General features: G+C 69.0%; 19 protein-coding genes and 1 riboswitch. Of the genes, 10 read left to right on the top strand and 9 right to left on the bottom strand.

From position 1 onward, the window contains the following. Both ACFORO_RS07710 and ACFORO_RS07705 read right to left on the bottom strand, forming a co-directional pair. Window positions 1–4,161, bottom strand: a complete 4,161-nt coding sequence (locus tag ACFORO_RS07710) for a tetratricopeptide repeat protein (protein ID WP_377870684.1) — start codon at window positions 4,159–4,161, stop codon at window positions 1–3. Between the two features lie 73 nt (window positions 4,162–4,234). After that, on the bottom strand, window positions 4,235–5,119 hold the full coding sequence (locus ACFORO_RS07705) for a LysR family transcriptional regulator ArgP (RefSeq protein ID WP_377870685.1): 885 nt from the start codon (window positions 5,117–5,119) through the stop codon (window positions 4,235–4,237). A 40-nt stretch (window positions 5,120–5,159) separates the two neighbouring features. On the opposite strand from ACFORO_RS07705, the gene ACFORO_RS07700 reads away from it, so the two are divergent. From ACFORO_RS07700 to ACFORO_RS07670, 7 genes are all read left to right on the top strand, one after another. Next, window positions 5,160–5,795, top strand: coding sequence for a LysE/ArgO family amino acid transporter (locus ACFORO_RS07700; RefSeq protein ID WP_377870686.1), 636 nt, complete (start codon window positions 5,160–5,162; stop codon window positions 5,793–5,795). A gap of 70 nt (window positions 5,796–5,865) precedes the next feature. Then, window positions 5,866–6,321: a MarR family winged helix-turn-helix transcriptional regulator gene (locus tag ACFORO_RS07695; RefSeq protein WP_354744644.1), complete on the top strand. Its 456-nt coding sequence runs from the start codon at window positions 5,866–5,868 to the stop codon at window positions 6,319–6,321. Continuing rightward, window positions 6,318–7,115 carry an ABC transporter ATP-binding protein gene (locus tag ACFORO_RS07690; protein WP_377870687.1) on the top strand — a complete coding sequence of 266 codons (798 nt, stop codon included), beginning with the start codon at window positions 6,318–6,320 and terminating at the stop codon, window positions 7,113–7,115. Before ACFORO_RS07695 ends, ACFORO_RS07690 begins: the two co-directional genes overlap by 4 nt. Then, window positions 7,075–7,896, top strand: a complete 822-nt coding sequence (locus ACFORO_RS07685) for an ABC transporter permease (RefSeq protein WP_377870688.1) — start codon at window positions 7,075–7,077, stop codon at window positions 7,894–7,896. Before ACFORO_RS07690 ends, ACFORO_RS07685 begins: the two co-directional genes overlap by 41 nt. Window positions 7,897–7,941: 45 nt before the next feature. Continuing rightward, a complete protein-coding gene (locus ACFORO_RS07680; RefSeq protein WP_354744650.1) occupies window positions 7,942–10,071 on the top strand; it encodes a transglycosylase domain-containing protein in 2,130 nt (709 codons plus the stop codon). 102 nt (window positions 10,072–10,173) lie between these two features. Next, entirely contained in the window at window positions 10,174–10,593 is a 420-nt protein-coding gene (locus tag ACFORO_RS07675) for a contact-dependent growth inhibition system immunity protein (protein ID WP_377870689.1), read from the top strand. Between the two features lie 408 nt (window positions 10,594–11,001). Beyond that, complete coding sequence (locus ACFORO_RS07670; RefSeq protein ID WP_377870708.1) at window positions 11,002–12,615, top strand: AMP-binding protein; 1,614 nt, start codon at window positions 11,002–11,004, stop codon at window positions 12,613–12,615. Between the two features lie 162 nt (window positions 12,616–12,777). Here ACFORO_RS07670 and ACFORO_RS07665 read toward each other — a convergent pair whose 3' ends face one another. The 5 genes from ACFORO_RS07665 to ACFORO_RS07645 form a co-directional block, all read right to left on the bottom strand. Further along, a complete protein-coding gene (locus ACFORO_RS07665; RefSeq protein ID WP_354744677.1) occupies window positions 12,778–13,194 on the bottom strand; it encodes an ATP-binding protein in 417 nt (138 codons plus the stop codon). Window positions 13,195–13,196: 2 nt separating this feature from the next. Continuing rightward, window positions 13,197–13,571, bottom strand: a complete 375-nt coding sequence (locus tag ACFORO_RS07660) for an STAS domain-containing protein (RefSeq protein ID WP_354744654.1) — start codon at window positions 13,569–13,571, stop codon at window positions 13,197–13,199. A 204-nt stretch (window positions 13,572–13,775) separates the two neighbouring features. Next, on the bottom strand, window positions 13,776–14,042 hold the full coding sequence (locus ACFORO_RS07655) for a hypothetical protein (protein WP_377870690.1): 267 nt from the start codon (window positions 14,040–14,042) through the stop codon (window positions 13,776–13,778). A 25-nt stretch (window positions 14,043–14,067) separates the two neighbouring features. Then, window positions 14,068–15,663, bottom strand: a complete 1,596-nt coding sequence (locus ACFORO_RS07650; RefSeq protein WP_377870691.1) for an FMN-binding glutamate synthase family protein — start codon at window positions 15,661–15,663, stop codon at window positions 14,068–14,070. Window positions 15,664–15,704: 41 nt separating this feature from the next. After that, complete coding sequence (locus ACFORO_RS07645; RefSeq protein WP_377870692.1) at window positions 15,705–16,223, bottom strand: DUF6790 family protein; 519 nt, start codon at window positions 16,221–16,223, stop codon at window positions 15,705–15,707. Between the two features lie 59 nt (window positions 16,224–16,282). Here ACFORO_RS07645 and ACFORO_RS07640 point away from each other — a divergent pair, with 59 nt between their 5' ends. The 3 genes from ACFORO_RS07640 to ACFORO_RS07630 all read left to right on the top strand — a co-directional run bounded on the left by ACFORO_RS07640 (window position 16,283) and on the right by ACFORO_RS07630 (window position 18,676). Then, complete coding sequence (locus ACFORO_RS07640; protein WP_354744662.1) at window positions 16,283–16,696, top strand: MarR family winged helix-turn-helix transcriptional regulator; 414 nt, start codon at window positions 16,283–16,285, stop codon at window positions 16,694–16,696. 114 nt (window positions 16,697–16,810) lie between these two features. Continuing rightward, entirely contained in the window at window positions 16,811–18,091 is a 1,281-nt protein-coding gene (locus ACFORO_RS07635; RefSeq protein ID WP_377870693.1) for an AAA family ATPase, read from the top strand. A 126-nt stretch (window positions 18,092–18,217) separates the two neighbouring features. Next, window positions 18,218–18,676, top strand: a complete 459-nt coding sequence (locus tag ACFORO_RS07630; RefSeq protein ID WP_377870694.1) for an RloB family protein — start codon at window positions 18,218–18,220, stop codon at window positions 18,674–18,676. A gap of 131 nt (window positions 18,677–18,807) precedes the next feature. Here the strand turns inward: ACFORO_RS07630 and metH are convergent, their stop codons facing one another. Together metH and ACFORO_RS07620 are read right to left on the bottom strand one after the other, a co-directional pair. Then, entirely contained in the window at window positions 18,808–22,413 is a 3,606-nt protein-coding gene (gene metH, locus ACFORO_RS07625) for a methionine synthase (RefSeq protein ID WP_377870695.1), read from the bottom strand. 17 nt (window positions 22,414–22,430) lie between these two features. Continuing rightward, a riboswitch (S-adenosyl-L-homocysteine riboswitch) is annotated at window positions 22,431–22,507 on the bottom strand. A gap of 44 nt (window positions 22,508–22,551) precedes the next feature. Then, a complete protein-coding gene (locus ACFORO_RS07620; protein ID WP_377870696.1) occupies window positions 22,552–23,154 on the bottom strand; it encodes a maleylpyruvate isomerase N-terminal domain-containing protein in 603 nt (200 codons plus the stop codon). Between the last annotated feature and the right edge of the window lie 4 nt (window positions 23,155–23,158).

Raw genomic sequence — 23,158 nt, 5'->3', positions numbered from 1 at the left:
TCAAAGTCTGGCCAACTGCCCCTGCGGCCCCGGACTCGACGCGGCCGCGGTGACGCTGAACCGGCCCGGTCCGAACGTCTCCTCGCCGGTCGGGCCGGACGAGATCTGCCGGATGCTCGCGCTCAGATCCGCCTCGACCCCGCCGGGCAGCTTCAACCGGATCAGGAACGGCAGCACCAATCCCACGACCATCAGCCCGACGAGCACCGGCGTGAGCGTCGTCAGCATGACGCCGGTGATCTTGTCGGACAAGAAGAACGCGACCCACAACGCGATCAGCGCGGCGATCCCGACGACCACCACGATGACGCTTCCCGCCGTGCTGCTCCGCGTGATCCGCAGGCTTTCCTCCATGATCTGCAGGCTGCGCTGCGCCTCTACGTTCCCCGGATCGAGTTTCACGCACCGGCGCAGATCACGGATCGCCTTGCGCCGCTGCATCGGCTTCGCCGGGAAGTCCCCGGCGGACTCGGCCAGCTTGTACCGCGCGACCGCGGCGACGAAATACGGCTCGGCTTCTTTCGAGGCAAGGGAAATCGCCTCCTGCGCGTGAGCGAGCGCGTCGGCGTGGAACTGCCTGCCCTGAGTGGCATCACCGCGTTCGATGAGCAATTTGGCCACTGCCACCAGCAATTGCCACCGCGGCAGGTCACAGTCGTTGCGGCGCAACGCTTGCCGCAGTACGTCTTCTCCCTCGACAAAATCCCCTGCCGACCGCATCAGCGCGACGGCGAGCCCGAGACTCGCGCTCCCGTTGGCCGGATCGATCTGCCGCGCCTGCCGGAAATGCCGCGCGGCACTGGCACTGGGCTTGCCCGCCGGATCGTCGATTCCCCGCTGCAGGTGGAGATACCCGAGTTCGACATGCGCCTGCGCGTCGAACCAATCGCGTTCCAGCGCCGCGTTGAGGTGCGCTTCCGCCTCGTCGAACCGGCCCAGCTGCGAGTAAAGCGCACCGAGATCGACGTAGCTGGCGTGATGGTGATCCAGTTCGACCGCACGACGGAAATGCTGCTCCGCCTGAGCGAACTGCCGCCGCTGGAAATTGAGCACCCCAAGGCAGGTGTGCGCGGCGTGATACTGCTTCTCCTTCTCCAGCACGGAAAAACACAGCTTCTCGGCTTCGTCCCGACGCTGCGGCGTAGCCTGCCGAACCAGGCACCAGGCCAGACCGAACTGGTGATCAGCGCTGTCCAGCTCCTTCTCGCACGCGGTGCGGAACCGTTCCTCAGCGGCGGGATAGTCCCCCGCGGCGAACCGGATCCAGCCCGATTGCGCCGCGGTTTCGGCCTCCTCGCCGGAATTCCGCGCATCGGCTCGCAACAAAGCGAGCTGCTGGTCAGCTTCGTCAAGTCGACGGCTGTCGTGGTAAATCCAGACGAGCTCCTCGCGCAGCGACCGGCTCCACGGCATCCGTTCCAGCGCCTCGGCGACGCCCCGCTCGGCCTCGTCGAAGCGGCGCAGCGAGCGCAGCGCGGCAGATCGCCCGGTGATCGCGTCGACGAGGAACGGATCGATCCGCAGCGCCCGGTCGAACCAGCCGATGCTTTCCTCGTACTTCAGCTGTTCGTCGTGCAGCAGACCCATTTCCACGAGCAGGTCGGGCTCGTCCGGACGACGTTCGATCGCTTCCTTCGCCGCTTCTTCAGCCTCCGGGAACCGGCGGAGACGCCGCAGCGCGGTCACCCGCCATTCCAGCGCCAGCCTGTGCAACGGATCGAGGTCGAGGGCCTGCCGGATGCTTTCCAGCGCCTCCTCGAAATGCCCCTCGTCGCCCAGCAGCAAGGCGCGTTCCACCAGCAGGTCAGGGGTATCCGGGCAGAGCGCGATCGCTTCCGTCACCGCGGCCCGCGCTTCGCCGAACCGCCGCAGCCGACGCAACGCGGTCACCCGCCATTCCAGCGCGCTGGCGTGCTTCGGGTCGACCGCCAGCACCTGGTCGTACCATTGGAGAGCTTCCTCGGCGCTGCCGTGGGTGCGACAGAGCGCCGCCATCTGCATCAGGCCGGCGGGGTTGCCCGGCTGCCGGTCGAGGATCGTCTGCGCGCTCTCCTTCGCCTCGTCGAACCGGCGCAGCCGCAAGCACGCCACCGACAGGGCCAGCAACGCCCAGGCCCGTCCCGGATCGAGGTCCAGCGCCCGGCGGAACGCGTCCACTGCCTCCTCGAACCGGGACTGGTCGTAGCGCACCCAGCCCAGCTGCACCAGGAGGTCCGGCTCGTCCGGACGCAGCTCGATCGCCTCGTTCGCCGCCGCTTCGGCCTCCTCGAACCGCCGCAGCTGGCGCAGCGAAGCCACGCGCTCCCCCAGCGCCCGAGCGTGCGCCGGATCGAACTCCAGCACCCGTTCGCACCACGAAAGCGCCTCGTCGAACCGGAACCGATCGGTCGCCAGCCAGGCCCGTTGCATCAGCAGTTCCGGTTCGTCCGGGCAGTGCTGGACCGCTTCCGCGAAGATCGCCTCGGCCTCGCCGTGCCGGCGCAGCGAAACCAGTGCCGACATCCGGGACCGCCAAGCCCAGGAGGACCCGGGGTCGAGGTCGGCGGCTCGCTGGAACCAGTCCAGCGCCCGGTCGTGTTCGTGCTGTTCGCTGTAAACCCAGCCCCGGTGCACCAGCAGGTCCGCGTTCTCCGGACAGCGCGCGATCGCGTCCTCCGCCGCCGCTTCGGCGTCGGAGTAACGGCGCAGGTCGCGCAGCGTCTCGATTCTCGACCGCAGCGCGGGCAGATGCGCGGGCTCCAGCGCCAGCGCCCGGTCGTAGCGTTCGAGAGCCTCCTCGTGCCGGAGCAAATCCCCGGCGACCCACCCGGCGAGCACCCAGCGAGCGGGGTCGTCCGGATGCTGTCCGACAGCCTCTCGCACGACCTCCTCGGCCGCTTCGAACCGCCGCAGCCCGCGAAGCGCGAACACCCGGCTCTGCAGCACGCTCAGGTCCTGCGGATCGACGGCGAACGCCCGCTGGGCCCAGCTCAGCGCCTCCTCGAAGCGGAACTGGTCCTCGGCCACCTCGCCCGCTGTCAGCAGGCCGCCCACGTCGCCCGGCAGCAGGTCGATCGCCTCCTGGGCGGCACCCTCCGCCTCGGCGAACCTCCGCTGCTTGCACAGCAGGTCCACCTTCGACAGCAAGGTGAGTTTGTCCCGCGGTTTGACCGCCAGCAGCCGATCGGCCCAGCCCACCGCCTCCTCGAAGCGCGACTGGTCCTTGGCCAGCCAGCAGCCCTCTTTCACCAGGTCCGGGTCGTCGGGGCGGATTTCGAGCGCGTCCCGCAGGGCCGTCTCGGCTTCGCCGAACCGCTTCAGCAGCCGCAGTTTCCGTACCCGCCACCGATGAGCCACGCCGAACCGCGGAGCGATTTCCAGCGCTCGTTCGAACCAGGTCAACGCCTCCTCGTCGCGCTCCCGGTAGTCGGCCACCCAGCCCATCTCGGCCAGGAGCCGCGGTTCGCGGGGAAGCAGCTCCAGCGCCGCCTTGGCCGCGTCCTCCGCCTCCTCCGCCCGGTCCAGGTACCAGAGGGTGCTGATCCTCGACCGCAGTGCCCACTCGCTGCGCGGATCGACCGCCAGCGCGCGTTCGTACCAGGCCAGCGCCTCTTCGTCGCGGTCGCGCTCGTCCTCCATCCAGCCCATCGTCGTCAGCGGATCCGGCTCTCCCGGATGCCGCTCGATCGCCCGCCGGCCGGCCGCCTCCGCTTCCTCGTACCGGTTCAGCGAAGCCAGCGCCATCACTCGCCAGCGCTCCGTGTCGATGCGCCCGGGATCCGCCGCCAGCGCCTGTTCGAAGATCGGCAGCGCGCTCGCCCAATCCTCCTGATCGCAGTGAATCCGCGCCCGGGCGTGCAGGATCTCCGCGTCGTCCGGGAACCGGATCAGCCCCGCTTCGGCCGCTTCGTGCGCCTCCTCGAACCGGCGGAGCTGGCTCAACGCGGCCACCAGCCACGCCGCCGCCAGAGCCGGGGACTCCGGGCAGTTCACCGCGTGCGCGAAGGACTCCAGCGCCTCTTCCCGGCGGGACTGGATCAGCTGCACCTTCCCCAGCGCGATCCACCGCGCCGGGTCGTCCGGGAAGTCCCGCACCGCCTGGCGGCCCAGTTCCTCGGCCTCGTCCAACTGCCAGTCGTCGCTCAGCCGGTCGATCGCCTCGGCGGTGGCCGGTTCCGTCACGGGAGTCCCTTTCCTTAGCAAAGCCCGCGCACAGCATGCCTGGTCCGGGCAGGTTCTGTCTGCTGATCCGCGGTCATGGCCCGAGCGCGCGCCCGGCCGCCCTGCCCACCGCCTCCGCCACCGCGGCCAGCGACGGCGAGTCGAGCTTCCACTGCTGCCAGTACAGCGCCACGTCCACCGCCCGGTCCGGCGCGAGGTCGACCAGTTCCCGCCCGGTCAGCTGCAGGTCCGGCACCATTCCCCACCCCAGTCCGGCCGCCACCGCGTCCACAAAGGACACCGACGCCGGGATGTAGTGCCGGACCCGGCCCGGCAGTGTGCGGCGGGTCAGCCGACGCAGGAACCGGTCCTGCAGATCGTCTTTTCGATCGAACAGCACCGCGGGCGCGGCAGGCAGGCGCTCCGCCAGCGAGCCGCCGTCCAGCCAGCGCCGCGCGAACTCCGCGGACGCCACCGCGCGGTACCGCATCGTGCCGAGCCGGCTGACCGTGCAGCCCTGCACCGGCTGCGGCGTCGCCGTGATCGCGGCCATCACCAGCCCCTCGCGCAGGAGGGCGGCGGTGTGGTCCTGGTCGTCGCTGCGCAGGTCGAACGAGACCGGCGGCTCGGCGGGGACCTCCTCGAGCGCGGACAGGAACCAGGTGGCCAGCGAGTCCGCGTTGACCGCGATCGGCAGTGTCGTCGGCAGGCCGGGACCGCCGAGGCCGAGCTCCGCGCGCGTGTCCGCTTCGAGCCGGGTCAGCTGCCGCGCGAACCGCACCAGCACCTCGCCGGATTCGGTGAGCCGCACGGGTTTCGACCGCAGCACGAGCACCCGGCCGATCCGCTGCTCCAGCGCTTTCACCCGCTGGCTCACCGCGGGCGGCGTCACGTGCAGCACCGCCGCGGCGCGGTCGAACGACTGCTCGTCCACCACCGCGAGCAAGGTGCGGACCTGGTCGAGCGGAAGATCGGACATCACAATCGCTTATCTTAGTTCAGAATCTTTACCTGGAATAATGGTCGCTCCCGCTCTTAACGTCGGCGGGGTGATCGCTGCTCTCACCGCCGGATTCGGCACCGGCCTGTCCCTCATCGTCGCCATCGGCGCGCAGAACGCCTTCGTGCTCCGCCAAGGGCTGCGCGGCGGCCTCGTCGTGCCGGTGATCCTCGTGTGCACGCTGTCCGACGCGGTCCTCATCGCCGCCGGGGTGAGCGGGATCGGGGCGGTGCTGCAGCGGTGGCCGTCAGGGATCAAGGTGATCGCGATCGTCGGCGGGCTCTTCCTTGTCGGGTACGGGATCCTCGCCGCGCGCCGCGCCTTCCGCCCGGGCACGCTGGCCGTCTCCCCGGCGGACCTGACCTCGCCGAAGCGCACGCTCCTCACCTGCCTCGCGCTCACCTGGCTGAACCCGCACGTCTACCTCGACACCGTTCTCCTCGTCGGCTCCGTCGCGGCCGGACACGGCGACAGCCGCTGGCTGTTCGGCATCGGCGCGGTGGTCGCGAGCGCGGTCTGGTTCAGCGCCCTCGGCCTCGGCGCGCGGCGGCTGTCCGATGTGTTCGCCCGCCCCGCGGCCTGGCGGATCCTGGACGGCGTGATCGCGGCGACGATGATCGCGCTGGGCGTCGCCCTGCTCCTGCGCCGGGGATGAATCAGCAGGCTTCCGGCGAACGGGACATTTAGTGTTGCTAAAGACTCTGAGTCAGAGCTAACTTGGCGGCATGCCCGCACCCCGGATCGACCTCGCCGAACGCGTCCTCACCGCCGTGCTGGGCGTACGCCGGGTCGTGCGCCGCCGGGTGCGCGCCGAGCTGCCCGGGCCGCATCTGCCCGGCTCGCAGGTGGAACTGCTGCGCGTGGTGCACCGGAATCCGGGCATCGGCGTCGCGGCGGCGGCCCGGGAGCTGAGCCTGGCCGGGAATTCGGTGAGCACGCTCGTGAACGTGCTCACCGAGGCGGGCCTGCTGCGTCGCGAAGTCGACCCCGCCGACCGCCGGGCCGCGCGATTGCAGCTCACCGACGCGGCCCGGGACCGGATGGCGGCCTGGCGGCGTACTCGCATCGGCCTGGTTTCCGCCGCGCTCACTCAACTGTCCGAAGAGGACACGACGGCGATCGTCGCCGCGCTGCCCGCTCTCGAGCGGCTCACCGAGGTGCTCAAGGAGGACACGGCATGAGCGAACCCGCTGTCCGCTGCACTGACTTGCGGCACGCCTTCGGCACCACCGTCGCGGTCGACGGCGTGGATCTCGCCATCGAGTCCGGCGAAGTCTTCGGTCTCCTCGGCCCGAACGGAGCCGGGAAAACCACCACGATCCGGATGATCACGACGCTGCTGCCCGTCTCCGCGGACCGCATCAGCGTCTTCGGGCTCGACGTCGCCCGCCGCCGGATGGCCGTCCGCAGGCTGATCGGCTATGTCCCGCAACAGCTTTCCGCCGACGGCGCGCTCACCGGCCGCGAGAACGTGGCGCTGTTCGCCCGGCTTTTCGACGTCCCACGGGCCCAGCGTGCTTCCCAAGTGCGCGAAGCACTCGAACTGGTCGGCCTGGAGAGCGAGGCGGATCGCCCGGCCGGGCGTTACTCCGGCGGCATGATCCGCAGGCTGGAACTGGCACAGGCGCTCGTCAGCTCGCCCCGGCTGCTGATCCTCGACGAGCCGACCATCGGCCTCGACCCGGTGGCGCGCTCGGCGGTCTGGGAGCGGATTTCCGAGATCCGCGCCAAAACCGGGATGACCGTGCTCGTCACCACCCATTACATGGACGAGGCCGAGCAGTATTGCGACCGCGTGGCACTGATGCACGCCGGCCGGATCCGCGCGCTCGGCACCCCGGCCGACCTCGAAGCCGGGCTCGGCCCGGAGTCCACTTTGGACGACGTCTTCCGGACCGTCACCGGGAACGCGCTCGACACAGGAGGGATCCGCGATGTCCGTGCCGCTCGCCGCACCGCCCGCCGTCTCGGCTGACCCCGGCCCGCTGGGACAGCTGCGCGTCCTGTTCTCCCGGATCGGCGCGATGTGCCTGGTGGAACTGCAGAAACTTCGCCGCGACCAGACCGAACTGCTCACCCGGGCGATCCAGCCCGCGCTGTGGCTGCTCATCTTCGGCGAAACGTTCACCCGGCTGCGCGCGATCCCGACCGGATCGGTGCCGTACCTCGACTACCTCGCGCCCGGCATCCTCGCCCAGTCCGCGCTATTCATCTCCATCTTCTACGGCATCCAGATCATCTGGGAGCGCGACGCTGGCGTCCTCGCGAAGCTGCTCGTCACGCCCACACCGCGTGCGGCACTGGTGGCGGGCAAGGCGTTCGCGGCCGGAGTGCGCGCGCTCGTGCAGGCGTTCATCGTGGTGATCCTCGCCGCGCTGCTCGGCGTCGGGCTGACCGCGAATCCGTTGCGGCTGCTGGGCACCGCGGTGGCCGTTGTGCTCGGTTCGGCCTTTTTCTGCTGTCTTTCGATCGTTATCGCCGGTTTGGTACTTTCGCGCGAACGGCTGATGGGCATCGGCCAAGCGATCACGATGCCGCTGTTTTTCGGGTCCAACGCGCTCTATCCGGTGAACCTGATGCCGTCCTGGCTCAAGGTTTTGAGCCATGCGAACCCGCTCAGTTACCAAGTCGATGCCTTGCGGGGACTCTTGATCGGCACCCCTGCGAACCTCGGGGCCGACTTCGGCGTCTTAGTGGGTGCGACCGCATTGGCGATCGCGGTCGCTTCGGCTCTGCTCGGAAGGTTGGCTCGATGAAACACCCTCGTCCGCACACCGGTTTCTCACGAGGACAGGCATAACGTGGGAACCGTGTCTCGTCGCAGGGGGATAGCCCCGTTCCTCGGATTGTGCGTGCTGGCCGGGATTCTCGTCGCGGGCGCGCTGGCCCCGGTCGCGATCGGAGCCGGCGTGCTGTCCAACCAGGTGAGCGATTCCGTCGACTCCATTTCCGCCGATCTGGTGCACGCGGAGCCGCCGCTCGTCACCACGGTCACCGACCGCAGCGGCGGGACGATCGCGACTTTGTACGCGCAGTACCGCATTCCGGTCACTCCCGCGCAGATCTCCCCCGCGATGAAAGCCGCGATCGTCGACATCGAGGACCGCCGGTTCTACAGCGAGGGCGGCGTCGACCCGCAGGGCATGCTGCGCGCCGCGGTGCACAACAGTTCCGGCGGGAACCTGCAGGGCGCGTCCACGCTCACGCAGCAATACGTGAAGAACTACCTGGTGAACGTCGTGGACCGCAACGACAAGGCGGCGCAGCAACGGGATCAGGAGGATTCGCTGGCGCGCAAGCTGCGCGAGGCGAAGATCGCCGTGCAGTTGAGCCAGACCGTGTCCAAGGACGACATCCTGGCCGACTACCTGAACGTGGTCGAGTACACCGGCACGGTCTACGGCGTCGGAGCCGCCGCGCAGGCGTATTTCGGGACGACAGCGGACAAACTGACCGTGCCGCAGGCCGCGCTGCTGGCCGGGATGGTGAACAACCCCAACGTCTACAACCCGTACACGCATCCGGACAAGGCGCTCCAACGGCGCAATCTGGTGATCGATTCGATGGTGTCGGCGCGCTCGATCCCGGCGTCCTACGGGGCGACCGCGAAGGCGACTCCGCTGGGCCTCAGCGGGTCGCGGCCGCAGGCGCCGTCGAGCACGTGCCTCGGCGCGGCCCCGGACGCCGGGTTCTTCTGCGCGTACGCGGTGCGCTACCTCGTGCAATCCGGGCTCACCGCCGACCAGATCGACACCGGCGGGTACACCGTGAAGACCACAATGGACCCGCACGTGAGCCAGGTGACGAAGGACGCGGTGAACGCGAACGTGCCGACCGCCCAGGACGGCGTCGCGAACACCTTCGCGATCGTGCAGCCCGGCAGCGACGGGCACCAGGTCCTCGCGATGGTCGCGAACCGCAACTACGGCACTGACCCCGACCAGGGCGAGACGTCGACGAACATCGTGGCCGACGCGAGCAACAAGTTCGGCGCGGGCTCGTCGTTCAAGATCTTCACCTCGGCCGCGGCGATGGTCACCGGGAAAGCGGGCCTGAACACGCCGCTGACGAACCCGTTCAGCGACTGTTTCAACCCGCCCGACATGAACCGGTACACGCACTGCTATCCGGTGAGCAACGACGGCACGAGCTACCCGAACCCGATCTCGCTGTCCGCGGGCCTGGCGACGTCGCCGAACGTCGCTTTCGTCGGCCTGGAGGCGCAAGTGGGCATGCCCGCGGTGCTGGACATGGCGCGGAAACTGGGGCTGCGCAACACCATGGCGACCAACGACGCGGGCAGCAAACCGATCACCGACCCGTCCGACGCGCGGTCGAAGAACCCGCAATACAACGAACCGCAGTCGCAGTACTTCCAGAACCTGCTGTCCTTCACCCTGGGCAACAGCCCGGTAAGCCCGCTGGAGATGGCGAACGTCTCGGCAACGCTGATGAGCGGCGGCATGTGGTGCCCGCCCGACCCGATCCTGTCCGTCACCGACCGCCACGGCCAGCCGGTTTCGCTGCACCAGCAAGCCTGCGAACAGGTGATCCCGCCCGGCGTCGCGAACACGCTGGAGGCCGGGCTGAGCCAGGACACCACCGTCGGCACGTCCGCCCGCGCGGCCCAGTCGGCCGGGTGGACCCACCCGGACATCGGCAAGACCGGAACCACGCAGGAAAGCGAATCCGTCGCGTTCGTCGGCGGGGTCGACCACTACGCGGTGTCCTCCATGGTCTTCGCCGACGGCCCCCACCCCCAGGAAATCTGCCCCGGCACCCCGGTGCACCTGGGCGACTGCGGCCACGGCGCCTTCGGCGGCACGGTCGCCGCACCGCCGTACTTCACCGCGATGAACCAGCTCCTGGCCGGGCAACCGGATGTCCCGATCCCTCCCCCGGATCCCGCCTACCTGGACGCCCACGCCTGAGCAGCCGCGTTCCGTGAGGGGACCCCTGAGTCCCTCGGGGTTCCCCTCACGGACTTCTCGCTGCCGCGCCGATGCGAAAATCCTCGCCGGAAGGTGCCTCCCATGTCCCGACGAGCCGACCGGTCCGCCCAGTCGCTGGAGCACATCGAAAACTCCGACTGGGGAGACCCTCCCGCCGACGCGACCCGGTTGATCGCGACCGTGCTTCGCTTGCGGCGCAAGCCCATCGGCCTGCTCACCGCCGAGGACCTCCGCCTCCTGCTCGGCCAGGACGTCGGCGCGCCGATCCTCGTGCCGCGGGCGCTGGCGATGCTGGAGCAAAACCCGCTCTGCGAAGGCGACCTCTATCCCGGCGACCTCCTCGCGTCGACGATGCGCGTCCCGCCGTCCCACTGGCACGCACGACCGGACCACCTGGAGCGGCTCGAACGGGTTATCGCCGCGATCGACACCACCGCCGAGGACTACGACGATCTGCTCCGCGAGCCCATCACCAAGTTCCGCGAGCAACTCCGCTCCTGACCGGCACCATCCGCTGCCGCCCGACCACCTGCGGCCGCGCCGAGGGCTTGGTCCCCGGCCCGCGCACCACAATCGCCCCTGCCCGGGCGCCCCGAAGTTCGCACCAGCTGCGGCGGCCCGGAGCGAGGCCCCTGCGGCCAGGGCACTCCGCCCAGCCCACCCGAAGCCGCAACCAGCCGTGTCCCGCAGCGCGATTTTCGCTCGCCGACCGGATGGCCGCCTTCCTCGAACAGCTCCGCGCCCGGCCACCACGCCGTTCCAGAGCCGCCGCACCCCTCGGGCAACCGCGTCCCGACTGCGCTCCGTGCCCTCGCGAGCGCCGTCCGATGTTGCGTCTTCCTGACGGTCGTAAAACGTATTACAGTAGCTGGACGCGTGAATGGCCGTCGTCCGAAATGGGGGCACGTGGTGCAGCTCCAGCCGAGTGCGCATGTCGACACGTTCTGCCGGGATCACCTCCCGCCGTTCGAGCAGTGGCCGCGGTTGTGGTTCGACCTGCCCGAACTGCAGTACCCCGACCGGCTCAACGCGGCCACTCGCCTGCTCGACGACACGATCGCGCGCTGGGGAGCGGACCGTCCCGCGCTGCTGTCCCCCACCGAATCCTGGTCCTACGGCGAGCTTCTGACCCGCGCCAACCAGATCGCCCACGAACTCACCGCACAAGGCGTCGTGCCGGGGAACCGTGTGCTGCTGCGCGGGCCGAACACCCCGTGGCTCGCCGCGTGCTGGCTCGGCGTCCTGAAAGCGGGCGCGGTCGCCGTCGCCACCATGCCCATGCTGCGCGCGCACGAGCTGTCGAAAATCATCGAAGCGAGCACGCCCGTCATCGCCCTTTGCGACCACCGGTATCCCGAAGAACTGCGGTCCTTCGACCTCCCCCTAATCGGCTACGGCGGCGACGCTCCCGACGATCTGGCCGCCCGCTGCGCCACCCGCGCCGAGACCTTCGAGGACGTCGACACCGCCGCGGACGACGTCGCCCTCCTCGCCTTCACCTCGGGCACCACCGGCCGTCCCAAGGCGACCATGCATTTCCACCGCGACCTGCTCGCCATCGCCGACACGTTCTCCCGGCACCTGGTCAAACCCCGGGAAACCGACCTGTTCTGCGGCACTCCCCCGCTGGCGTTCACCTTCGGCCTCGGCGGCCTGCTGGTCTTCCCGCTGCACGCCGGCGCCGCGACGCTGCTCGTCGAACGCGCCACTCCGGCCGAACTGGCCGACCTCGTCGCCGAGCACCACGTGACCGTCCTGTTCACCGCGCCCACCGCGTACCGGGCGATCCTGGCGTCCGACCACCGCCCGCTGCTTTCCGGTTTGCGCCGCGCGGTGTCGGCAGGCGAGGCACTGCCCGAGTCCGTCGCGACCGACTTCCACGAGGCGACCGGCCACTGGCTCATCGACGGCATCGGCAGCACCGAAATGCTGCACGTCTTCATCTCCGCCGCCGACGAGGACGCCCGCCCGGGCGCCACCGGCCGCGCCGTCCCGGGCTACCGCGCGCGAATCGTCGACGACGAAGGCCGCCCCGTCCCCGACGGCACCCCCGGCCGCCTGGCCGTCCAAGGCCCGACCGGCTGCCGCTACCTGGCCGACGACCGGCAAACCGTCTTCGTCGAGGACGGCTGGAACTTGACCGGCGACACCTACGTCCGCGACCCCGACGGCTACTTCCACTACCGCGCCCGCAGCGACGACATGATCGTCTCGTCCGGCTACAACATCGCCGGTCCCGAGGTGGAGGAGGTGCTGCTGCGCCATCCCGACGTGCTGGAGTGCGCCGTGGTCGCCGCCCCGGACGACGCGCGCGGCTCGATCGTCGCCGCCTACGTCGTCCTCAACGACGGCGTTCTCGGCGACGACGCGAAGGTGAGGGAACTGCAGGACTTCGCGAAATCCCTTGCCGCGCCGTACAAATACCCGCGACGGGTGGAGTTCATCCCGGACCTGCCGCGCAACCCGAGCGGGAAGGTGCAGCGGTACCTGTTGCGGCGGCGCGCCGCCGAACCGGTGAGCTGATCTTTCCGCGCACCGAACCGGATCCTCGCCCGCCTCGGCCGACCTGCCCCTCAGCCCAGGTGCCGCCCCGACGCGACCACCATGTCACGTGCACTGGCCCGCTCAGCCGACACTCCGCCAAACCGCAGCCCGCCCCAACCCGAACCGGGGCGAAACCGGTCCTCAGTCCAGCTGCCACCCCAACGTGACCACCGTGCCGTCCGCGCTGGTCCGCACGTCCGCCCGATCCGCAGTCGCCTGCACCAGCAGCAATCCGCGTCCGCGCACCGAAACCGGGTCGTCCTCGGCCTCGGTCTCGTCCGGCGGGCGCCACTCCCCGTGGTCCTTGATCACGACCTCGACGCTGTCCGGGCGGCACACCGCGTCGAGATCCACCAGCCCCGGTTCCCCGGGGTACGCGTGATCCGCGACGTTAGCCAGCGCCTCGTACCCGGCCAGCACGATGTCGTGCGCGCGATCATCCGGAATGCCCGACTCCAGCGCCCACGCCAGCAGCCGGTGCCGCAACGCGCGCAACGCCTCCGGCTCCGCCACGATCCCGTGACAGCTCAGCGCGCGGGTGTCCTCCTGCACGTCCATGGTCAACCGCCCGCTCCGGCCACCCCGGCCAGCGCCTGGTCGACCGAGGGGAACAGCGAGATCCACTCGTCGAGTCCGGTGGTCGTGAACGGCCGCGAGGTGATCGAGGACGTGCTCACCACCCGCAACGCGCCCGCGGTGAGCTGGCGATGCGCCCCGGCCAGCACCTGCAGCCCGGACGAGCTGAGGAAGTCGACCGCGCGCAGGTCCACGACCAGCACGCCGGGCTCGCGCTCGAGCACCCCGCCCACGAACTCGCCGAGTTCCGGCGCGGTGACCAGATCGATCTCGCCGCCCACGGTCACGACCGCGGCCGGTCCCCTCCACCGGACGGAAACCTCGAGGTCGCCCATGTCCTGCCCGTCTGCCGAAGCCACGGGCCCCGATCCTGCCCGATCGGGGGACGGATCGCCAGTGGACCGCCGGTCGGCCCCTGCGCGAGACCCCCGCCCGGCCGTGCCTCCGCTCGGCCATCAGCGGGTCCGGCGCACGCCACTTGCGGTGAACCGCACGTCAACCGGACGGAAGCGCCGCCCGCCCGCGTCCGGCGACCCGAACCCGCTCGCGCGAACCACAGCGAATCATCGGGCGCGCCGTCTCCTCAGCTCGACCAGCCAATCCCGTATCTGGCTGTCGTCATGCAGATAGTCGCCACCGGGCCCACGCGGCAGATCGATTCCGAAGAGGAGACGCAAGGCCCACAGGCTCAGCTCGTCCCACGAAAGCCCGTCGTCGGCCAGCCACCGACCCGCCCAGCGGTCCACCGCGTCGCGGGTCATCCGCCCGTCGAGAAGCGCCACGAAACGCGCCTCGATCTCGTCCAAGCCCGGCTGCTCACCAGCGATCACGCATCGACGGTACCCAAAGGCTCGCTCAGGCGAACCGGTCCGGATCGGCCGCTGCCCACTCCTCCGCCCACCCCTTCGGCGGATCCCCCAGCAACTCCCCCGGCGACAGCCAGTCGTACCACTCTCTATACGACAGCACCGTCCGCGCATCCACCCGCCGTCGCAGCAACTGCGGCGACAGCTCGGCCGGATCCGACACCCCCATCGCCGCCATGATCCGCATCGCCGAGGCGACCGTAGCCTCCTGATAACGCCGCACCCGCTCGGTCTTGTCCCCCACGTCGAGCGCCCGCCCCCGGCGTGGATCCTGCGTCGCGACCCCCACCGGGCACTTGTTCGTGTGGCACCGCTGCGACTGAATGCACCCCACCGCGAACATCATCGCCCGCGCGGCGTTCGTGTAGTCCGCGCCCTGGATCAGCCGCTTCACGACATCCGCCCCGGTAGCGACCTTTCCGCTCGCCCCGAGCCGGATCCGGTCCCGCAATCCGGTGCCGACCAGTGCATTGTGGACAGTGTGCAAGCCCTCGGTGAGCGGCGTGCCAAGGTGATCCGCGAACTCCAGCGGAGCGGCACCGGTACCGCCCTCGGCACCGTCGACCACAATGAAGTCCGGCGTAACCCCTTCAGCCAGCATCGCCTTGCACACCGCCAGCACCTGCACCCGCGAACCGACGCACAGCTTGAATCCGGTCGGCTTGCCACCAGCCAACTCACGCATCCGGGCAATGAACAGCACCAGTTCACGCGGCGTCGAGAACACTCGATGGTACGGCGGGGAAACCACGGTCTCCCCTAAGGGAACCTCGCGCACCCGGGCGATTTCCGCGTTCACTTTCGTACCCGGCAGCACCCCGCCCATCCCGGGCTTCGCGCCTTGCGAAAGTTTGAGCGAAACGCATTTCACCGAGTCGTGCGCGGCTTTGTCGGCGAAGGTCGAGGGGTCGAAGTCACCGTCGGAGGTTCGGCAGCCAAAGTACCCGGTGCCGATTTCCCAGATCAGGTCGCCGCCGCCGCGCAGGTGATACTCCGACAGGCCGCCCTCGCCGGTGTCGTGGGCGAAACCGCCTCGGGCGGCTCCTTGGTTCAGCGCGAGGATTGCGTTGCTGGACAAGGAACCAAAGCTCATCGCGGACACATTCAGCAAAGCCATCTCGTACGGCTGCTCGCAGTCCGGCCCGCCGACCCGGACCCGCGGCACGGTATCCGGAACCGGCACCGGCGCGAGTGACGGGACGAGGAATTCGTATCCCTCGGCATACACGTCGCGCTCGGTGCCGAATGGTTCTTCCGCGGCCGTGCCCTTGGCGCGTTGATAAACTATGGACCGGACATCGCGGTCGTACGGGCGGCCGTCGAAGTTGCGTTCCACGAAGTACTGCTGCAATTCCGGCCGGATGCTTTCGAGCAAGAACCGCAGGTGGCCGAGCACCGGATAGTTCCGCAGGACCGAATGCCGCCGCTGGGCCACGTCGTACCCCCCGGTCGCCGCGAGCACGAGCAACGGCGCCGCCAGGAACCACCACCACGCCGACACCGCCGCGCTGAGCACTGCCGCCCCGGCCCCGAGCACGGCCAGCCCCGCGACCAGTCCGAATCGGACCACACTGAGTCTTGCCACGGCGTAGAAACTAAACCCCGCCGCCGAGCCGCGCAGGTCGGCTAGACCAGCTCCGGCTGCTTGGCCGCGACCAGCCGCTTCGAACGGACCGCGAGGACGATCAGCACCGCCGGGAACAGCAGGTCGCAGACCAGGACGCCACCGGTGTTGCCCGGCGCGTGGTCGCCGTTCGCGAACCACTGGTACACGTGCCCGATCAGCGCGCCCCACAGGAACATCCCGGCCCCGAGGCCGACCGTGATGCGCTCCCGCGCGGTGGCCGAGGCCGAGGCGGCGCGGAAGCCCATCACCGCGAGCCCGAGGTTGGCGAACGCGATCTCGAACTGGAACGCCGACGGGGCGAACCCGATCACCTCGGCCATCATGCCCGGCGCGCCGAGGAACGCGAGGACCATCCACAGGCTGCCGCACCCGAGCGCGGCGCCGGCCCACCACCGCTGCCAGGTCTCGAGCCTGGCCTGCGGCGAGGGGCTCTTCCGGGTGCGGACCACCGCACCGACGACCGCGATCAGCGGCCAGATCAGGGGGAACAGGGTCTGAGCGACGTAAGGGATCTCCATGCCGATGAGTCTTGCATAGTTAATATTAACTCGTCAACACTCCTGGTAGGCTCGCCCTCGTGGACGACGGACTTGCCGAAGCGCTGCATCGAGTGGTGTTCCTCCTGGGCGAAGCCGCGCGGCAGCGCGCGGACGGCTCAGGCGGACTGACGTACAGCCAGCTGCGACTGCTGGGCACAGTGGAAGACATCGAACCCGCGACGCAGCATCAGCTGGCGCAGGCGATGTCGGTATCCGACCCGGCGATCAGCCGCGCACTGCGCCCGCTGGAATCGGCCGGGCTCGTGGAGGTGCGCCAGGACCCCGACCACGCCCGACGACGGCTGGTCACTCTCACCGACGCGGGCCGGACAGCCTTCCACGACACGGGGAAACCGCTTCGGGACGAGTTTCGGGAGGCCTTGCTGAAGGCGGGTTTCCCGTACGAGCAGTACCTGCGCGACACGGAGCGGCTCGCCGAACTGCTGTCCTGAGCCGACCAACCTGACGACACCACAGGTGTCGACAGAGGGGCATATTCGTCTTGATCTGACGAAATCAGGATCCTTCCTGCAACATTACCGCGAGAAGGAAGCTATGCTGAGTCCATGCTGATCCGCTTCGAGGCCTCGAACTACCGGTCGATCGACGACCCCGTGGAGCTGTCCATGGTCGCGATCGACCGGGACCGCGAAGCCGCGAGGGAGGAGCCGATGCTCGGCGAAAGCCTGCTGCCGGTGGCAGCAGTGTTCGGCCCCAACGCATCCGGAAAGTCCAACATCATCGCGGCCTTCGCCTGGCTTCGCGACGCCGTGCAGCATTCACTGCGGACATGGGACGAGGAGATCCCGGTCGAGCCGTTCGCCTTCGGCGCCGGTCCCACCGCTCCCAGCCAGTTCACAGTGGAGTCCACGATCGACGGGGTACGGTTCGAGTACGTCCTCGAATTGGATGCCGCCAAGGTGCGCTACGAGGGACTCTTCCACTACCCGGAAAAGAAGCGGCGTCGAATTTTCGAGCGCGAGGGCCAGGAACTGAAGCTCCAGCGCGGACTCGGCAAGCTTTCCGGAACCCGGGAGCTTCTGACCGAGCGAACGCTGGCGCTGTCCATCGCACGCCGATTCGACGAGCCGTTGGTTTCCGACTTTTCGCGGACAATCGTTCGCACGCAAACCCTCGGGCCGGTCCGCAGGCACGGTACGGCACGAAATCGCGACGGGAGGCCGCCATCCACCCATCAGCTGCGGTCGACCTTTCGGTTCTTCCAGGAATCCGACCAGCCGTCCCTCTTCGAGGAAGGCGCATTTCCGAATGTCCGGAGCGACAGTGACCGGGAACGCGCGCTGGCGCTTTTGCGGCTCGCGGACCTGGGCATCGACGACGTCGTGATCGATCCGGGTCAGACGGGACTCGAACCGCTCAGCCGCCGGATCCGGCTCGTGCACCGCATCGCCGACGAGCGTGCGTCGCTGGAGTTCGCGGCGGAGTCCGATGGAACCAGAACCTGGTTTCATCTCATCGGCCCGGTTCTGACCGCACTGCACGAGGGATCCCTGCTGTTGTTCGACGAACTCGATGCCAGCCTGCATCCGACACTGTCCGCGCAGCTGGTCCATCTGTTCCACGACCCGGGCACCAACCCGCTCGGCGCCCAGCTCGTCTTCACCTCCCACGACACGAACCTGCTCAACCATCTCAACCGGGACGAGGTCTGGCTCACCGAGAAAAACTCGCGCGGCGCCACCCGGCTGGGAGCGCTCGCCGAATTCGCCGGAGAGCGAGTCCGCAAGTCACAGAACCTGGAGACCGCCTATCTGCACGGCCGATTCGGAGCACTTCCGCAAGTTGACCAAGCAGACTTCCTCCGCTCGCTCGGCCTGATCGGCTAACGGCATTGTCTCCCCGCAGAACGCAGGCTAAATCACTGAAGCGCACCATCGCGAAGCGACCGGAACGGCGGACAATCGCGGTCTTCACTGAAGGAAAGAACTCAGAGCCCGGACTACGTCAACGGATTGAAGCGACTTCCGCACATCGCTCGCGACGTCGCGCTCAACCTCGAGTTGCATCCCCAGCACGGAGTGCCGCTCACGCTCGTCCGGCTAGCGGTCGAGCGTGGCAAGGATCCTGAAATCGACGAGTGCTGGTGCATCTTCGACGTCGAATGGCCCAGAAACCACCCACACCTCGAAACCGCGGTTTCCCTGGCCCGCAAGCACGGCATCGGCCTGGCTATCTCGAACCCGTGCTTTGAAATCTGGTTGGTGCTGCACCACAAAGACTTCGACAAGTTTTGCACGACCGCGGATATCGAGCGAGCGAGCCGCACGCTGGACAAACGGGCGGGCAAAAGCATCGACGCCTCCCAGTACCTGCCGTTCCGCGCGCAAGCCGTACGTCGCGCTCTCGTCCTGGAAAAGCGTCATCGCCGCGACGGCACGAGATTTCCGCACGACACCCGTCGTCCGGCATGAACGCGTTCCTGCATGCCGTCGAAGGCGACCAGCCGGCGGCTGGCCCTGACTGCCCCTGACGGCGCGGAGCTAACCGCCAGAACTCTGAAGAAAAAGGGGGAACGACCGCACCGGTCGTTCCCCCGAGAGACTCAGTAAGCCAGATTAGGCCGCAGCCACCGCTCTACCTCGGACAGTTCCTCGCCCCGCCGGGCCGCGTAGTCCTCCATCTGGTCGCGCCCCAACCGGCCGACCGTGAAGTACCGCGATTCCGGATGCGCGAAGATCAGCCCGCTCACCGCGGCGGCCGGGGTCATCGCGTACGACTCGGTCAGGCCGATCCCCAGCTCATCAGCCCCCAGCAGCGAGAACAGGTCCTTCTTCTCGCTGTGGTCCGGGCTCGCCGGGTAGCCGAGCGCGGGGCGGATGCCGCGGAAGCGTTCCGCGTGCAGGTCCGCCAGGTCGGGCTGCACGTCCGGCTCGAACCAGCGGCGGCGGGCTTCCAGGTGCAGGTACTCGGCGAACGCCTCGGCCAGCCGGTCGGCCAGCGCCTTCACCATGATCGCCCGGTAGTCGTCGTGTTCGGCCTCGTACTTGCGGGCCAGGTCCTCCGCGCCGTGGATCCCGACGGCGAATCCGCCCAGATGGTCGCCGTAACCGGCGGGGGCGATGTAGTCGGCGAGGCACCGGTTCGCGCGGCCCTCCGGCTTCTGCGTCTGCTGGCGCAGCATCGGGAACTTCCAGTCCGAGTACTCGCCGTCGAGCAGGATGTCGTCGCCCTCGGAATGCGCGGGCCAGAACGCGTACGCGCCGCGCGCGGTGAACGAGCCATTCTCGATGATCTCGTCCAGCAGCTGGTTCGCGTCGTCGAACAGCTCGCGCGCGACCGGCTGGTCGAGGATCGCCGGGTACTTGCCCTTGAGCTCCCAGGCCAGGAACAGGAACTGCCAGTCGATCATCTCGCGCAGCTCGGGAATCGACGGCTCGACCACGCGCACGCCGGTGAATTCCGGCGTCGGGACCTCGTCGAACGACACCTTCTCGGCGTTGGCGCGTGCCTGCGCGACAGTCAGCATCGGCGTCGAGTGCCGGTTCTCGTGCTGGATGCGCAACCGCTGCTGCTCGGCGCGGTTGGCGGTGTCCAGCGCGTCGGCACGGTCGGTGTCGAGCAGGTCGGACACCACGCCGACCACCCGCGACGCGTCGAGCACGTGCACCGTCGTGTGGTCGTACGCCGGCGCGATCTTCACCGCGGTGTGCTGTTTCGACGTGGTCGCGCCGCCGATCAGCAGCGGCAGCTTCAGCCCGCGCCGCTGCATTTCCTGCGCCACCGACACCATCTCGTCCAGCGACGGCGTGATCAGCCCGGACAGCCCGACGACATCCGCGTGCTCGGCGACCGCGGTGTCGAGGATCTTCGCCGCGGGCACCATCACGCCGAGGTCGATCACCTCGTAGTTGTTGCAGCCCAGCACGACGCCGACGATGTTCTTGCCGATGTCGTGCACGTCGCCCTTCACCGTGGCGAGCACGACCTTGCCCTGCCCGCGGGAGGTCGCGATGCGGCCCTCGGCCTGCATTTTCGCCTTCTCCGCCTCCATGTACGGCTCGAGGTAGGCGACCGAACGCTTCATCACCCGCGCGCTCTTCACGACCTGCGGCAGGAACATCTTCCCGGAGCCGAAGAGGTCGCCGACGATCTTCATGCCGTCCATCAGCGGACCCTCGATCACCTCCAGGGGCCGGTCGAACGACTGCCGGGCCTCCTCGGTGTCCTCCTCGATGAAGTCCACGATGCCGTGCACCAGCGCGTGCGAAAGCCGTTCCCGCACCGGGTTTTCGCGCCAGGACAGGTCAACGACGCGCTTGGTGCCGCTGCCCTTGACCGTCTCGGCGAACTCCACGAGCCGGTCGGTGGCGTCCTCGCGGCGGTCGAACAGGACGTCCTCGACCAGTTCCAGCAGGTCCTTCGGGATGTCCTCGTACACCGCGAGCTGGCCGGCGTTGACGATGCCCATGTCGAGCCCGGCGCGCACGGCGTGGAACAGGAACGCCGAATGCATCGCCTCGCGCACGACGTTGTTGCCGCGGAAGGAGAACGACAGGTTCGAGATGCCGCCGGAGGTGTGCGCGCCCGGACAGCGTTCCTTGATCAGCGGCAGCGCCTCGATGAACGCCTTCGCGTACCCGTTGTGCTCGCTGATGCCGGTGGCGACCGCGAGCACGTTCGGGTCGAAAATGATGTCCTCGCCGGCGAAACCGGCCTCGCGGGTGAGCAGATCGTAAGCGCGGGAACAGATTTCGACCTTGCGCGCGGCGGTGTCGGCCTGGCCCTTCTCGTCGAAGGCCATCACCACGACGCCGGCGCCGTAGTCGCGGATGCGCCGGGCCTGCTCCAGGAACGGGCCCTCGCCCTCCTTGAGGCTGATCGAGTTGACCACGCCCTTGCCCTGCACGCAGCGGAGCCCGGCCTCCAGCACGCTCCAGCGCGAACTGTCGACCATCACCGGGATGCGCGCGACCTCGGGCTCGGTGGCGATCAGGTTGAGGAACGTCGTCATCTCCTGCTCGGATTCGAGCAGGTCGGCGTCGAAGTTCACGTCGAGCAGGTTCGCGCCGCCGCGGACCTGCTCCAGCGCGACGTCCACCGCCGCCTGGTGGTCGCCCGCCTCGATGAGCCTGCGGAACTTCGCCGACCCGGTGACGTTGGTGCGCTCGCCGATCATCACGAACCCGGTGTCCGCGCCGATCTTGAACGGCTCCAGGCCGGAGAACCGGGTGCTCGGCTCGTGCTCGGGCACCGGCCGCGGCGGGAGGCCCTTGACCGCTTCGGCGATCTTCGCGATGTGCGCGGGCGAGGTGCCGCAGCAGCCGCCGACGATGTTGACCATCCCGGCTCCGGCGAACTCGCCGAGCATGCCGCCGGTTTCCTCGGGCGTCTGGTCATAGCCGCCGAACGCGTTGGGCAGGCCCGCGTTCGGGTGGCACGCGGTGTAGGTGTCGGCGAGTTTCGCCAGTTCCGCCACGTGCGGGCGCATTTCCGCGGCGCCGAGCGAACAGTTGACGCCGACGACCATCGGGTGCGCGTGCGCGATCGAGGTCCAGAACGCCTCGACGGTCTGGCCGGACAACGTGCGCCCGGACAGGTCGACGATGGTCACCGAAATCCACAGCGGCAGGTGCGGGGCGACCTCGCGGGCCGCGGTGATGGCGGCCTTGCAGTTGAGGGTGTCGAAGATCGTCTCGATCATCAGCAGGTCGACGCCGCCGTCGGCGAGCGCCTTGATCTGCTCGGCGTACGAGGCTTTGACGTCCTCGTAGCTGACCGCGCGGTACGCCGGGTCCTCGACGCGCGGCGACAGCGACAGCGTGACGTTGAGCGGCCCGATCGACCCGGCCACGAACCGGTTGCCGAACTCGTTCGCGGCCTGGCGCGCGAGTTCCGCGGCGCGCAGGTTCATCTCGCGCACCCGGTCCTGCAGCCCGTAGTCGGCCTGGCCGATGCTGGTGGCGGTGAAGGTGTTGGTGGTGGTGATGTCCGCGCCCGCGGCGAGGTACTGGCGGTGCACGTCGAGCACGACGTCCGGCCGCGTGAGGTTCAGCAGGTCCGGGTCGCCGGTGACGTCCTTCTCGTGCCCTTCGAGCCAGTCCGCCCGGTAGTCCCCGGGAGCGAGACCGGCGCCCTGCAGCATCGTGCCCCAGGCCCCGTCGAGCACGACGACGCGCTGGTCGAGCAGGTTCCGCAGGTTCTGGGTCATCGCCACCTCCGCATGAGTTCACGGAGGCGCCCTTGGATGGTGGTACCGGCCGAGCGTGGCGGACCACCGGTCCGTTGCAGCGCCTCTCGACCTGGTCGTCAAGACTACCGGATGTGACCAGCCCGCGGGCAGGCGTGTTCACTCCTCGGGAATCGACCGGTCCTCGAGCGGGCTGCCCCGCCACTTCCAGCCGGTCCGCCGCGGTCGTCCGGGCAGGTCGATCCGGCCGGCGCACCAGCGCAGAGCTTCCCACGCGTCGGGAATCGGCTCCTGCTCAGGGAAAAGCCGCGCGACGACGCGAGCGCAGACCTCGCGCGGCGGATCGATCGCGACGCCGAGTCCTCGGGCGATGTCGTCGCCGTGCAACAGGAGTTCCACGCAGCCCATCGCGGCGAAACCGGCCGGATCGGAGCTGCCGGTCGGGTGGTAGGCGCGTTCGTCCGGCCGGCTGGCCCGGACGGCGGCGGCGAGCAGACGGCCGCCGGTCAGCGCGAATTCGAGCAGTTCGGCCGGGGACGCGTCGTCCTCGGTTTTGGCGAGGAAACGCACGTAACGGTCGACCGGGCGGCTCACGACCTGCGCGGCGTAGGACAGGAGCGTGTCGCCGAGGTGCTCTGCGGTGTAACGGCAATCCCACTCGAGATCGCCCGCTGGCCGCGTCCAGTCACCGCCGGTGACGGGCGTGAGAGTGGCGGAAACGCAGGTGAGGGCTTCGTCGAGGTCTTCGGCGCGCACGATCATGCGG

Source organism: Amycolatopsis halotolerans (assembly GCF_042647905.1).
GTDB lineage: Bacteria > Actinomycetota > Actinomycetes > Mycobacteriales > Pseudonocardiaceae > Amycolatopsis > Amycolatopsis halotolerans.
This window is presented reverse-complemented; position numbering and strand designations above follow the sequence as displayed.

Excerpts from the sequence above, each read along its gene's own strand:
- ACFORO_RS07620 (WP_377870696.1), bottom strand. The coding sequence starts at position 23,154 with ATGATCGTGCGCGCCGAAGACCTCGACGAAGCCCTCACCTGCGTTTCC.
- ACFORO_RS07690 (WP_377870687.1), top strand. The coding sequence starts at position 6,318 with ATGAGCGAACCCGCTGTCCGCTGCACTGACTTGCGGCACGCCTTCGGC.
- ACFORO_RS07700 (WP_377870686.1), top strand. The coding sequence starts at position 5,160 with ATGGTCGCTCCCGCTCTTAACGTCGGCGGGGTGATCGCTGCTCTCACC.
- ACFORO_RS07675 (WP_377870689.1), top strand. The coding sequence starts at position 10,174 with ATGTCCCGACGAGCCGACCGGTCCGCCCAGTCGCTGGAGCACATCGAA.
- ACFORO_RS07635 (WP_377870693.1), top strand. The coding sequence starts at position 16,811 with ATGCTGATCCGCTTCGAGGCCTCGAACTACCGGTCGATCGACGACCCC.
- ACFORO_RS07685 (WP_377870688.1), top strand. The coding sequence starts at position 7,075 with ATGTCCGTGCCGCTCGCCGCACCGCCCGCCGTCTCGGCTGACCCCGGC.
- ACFORO_RS07705 (WP_377870685.1), bottom strand. The coding sequence starts at position 5,119 with ATGTCCGATCTTCCGCTCGACCAGGTCCGCACCTTGCTCGCGGTGGTG.
- ACFORO_RS07645 (WP_377870692.1), bottom strand. The coding sequence starts at position 16,223 with ATGGAGATCCCTTACGTCGCTCAGACCCTGTTCCCCCTGATCTGGCCG.
- metH (WP_377870695.1), bottom strand. The coding sequence starts at position 22,413 with ATGACCCAGAACCTGCGGAACCTGCTCGACCAGCGCGTCGTCGTGCTC.
- ACFORO_RS07665 (WP_354744677.1), bottom strand. The coding sequence starts at position 13,194 with ATGGACGTGCAGGAGGACACCCGCGCGCTGAGCTGTCACGGGATCGTG.
- ACFORO_RS07695 (WP_354744644.1), top strand. The coding sequence starts at position 5,866 with ATGCCCGCACCCCGGATCGACCTCGCCGAACGCGTCCTCACCGCCGTG.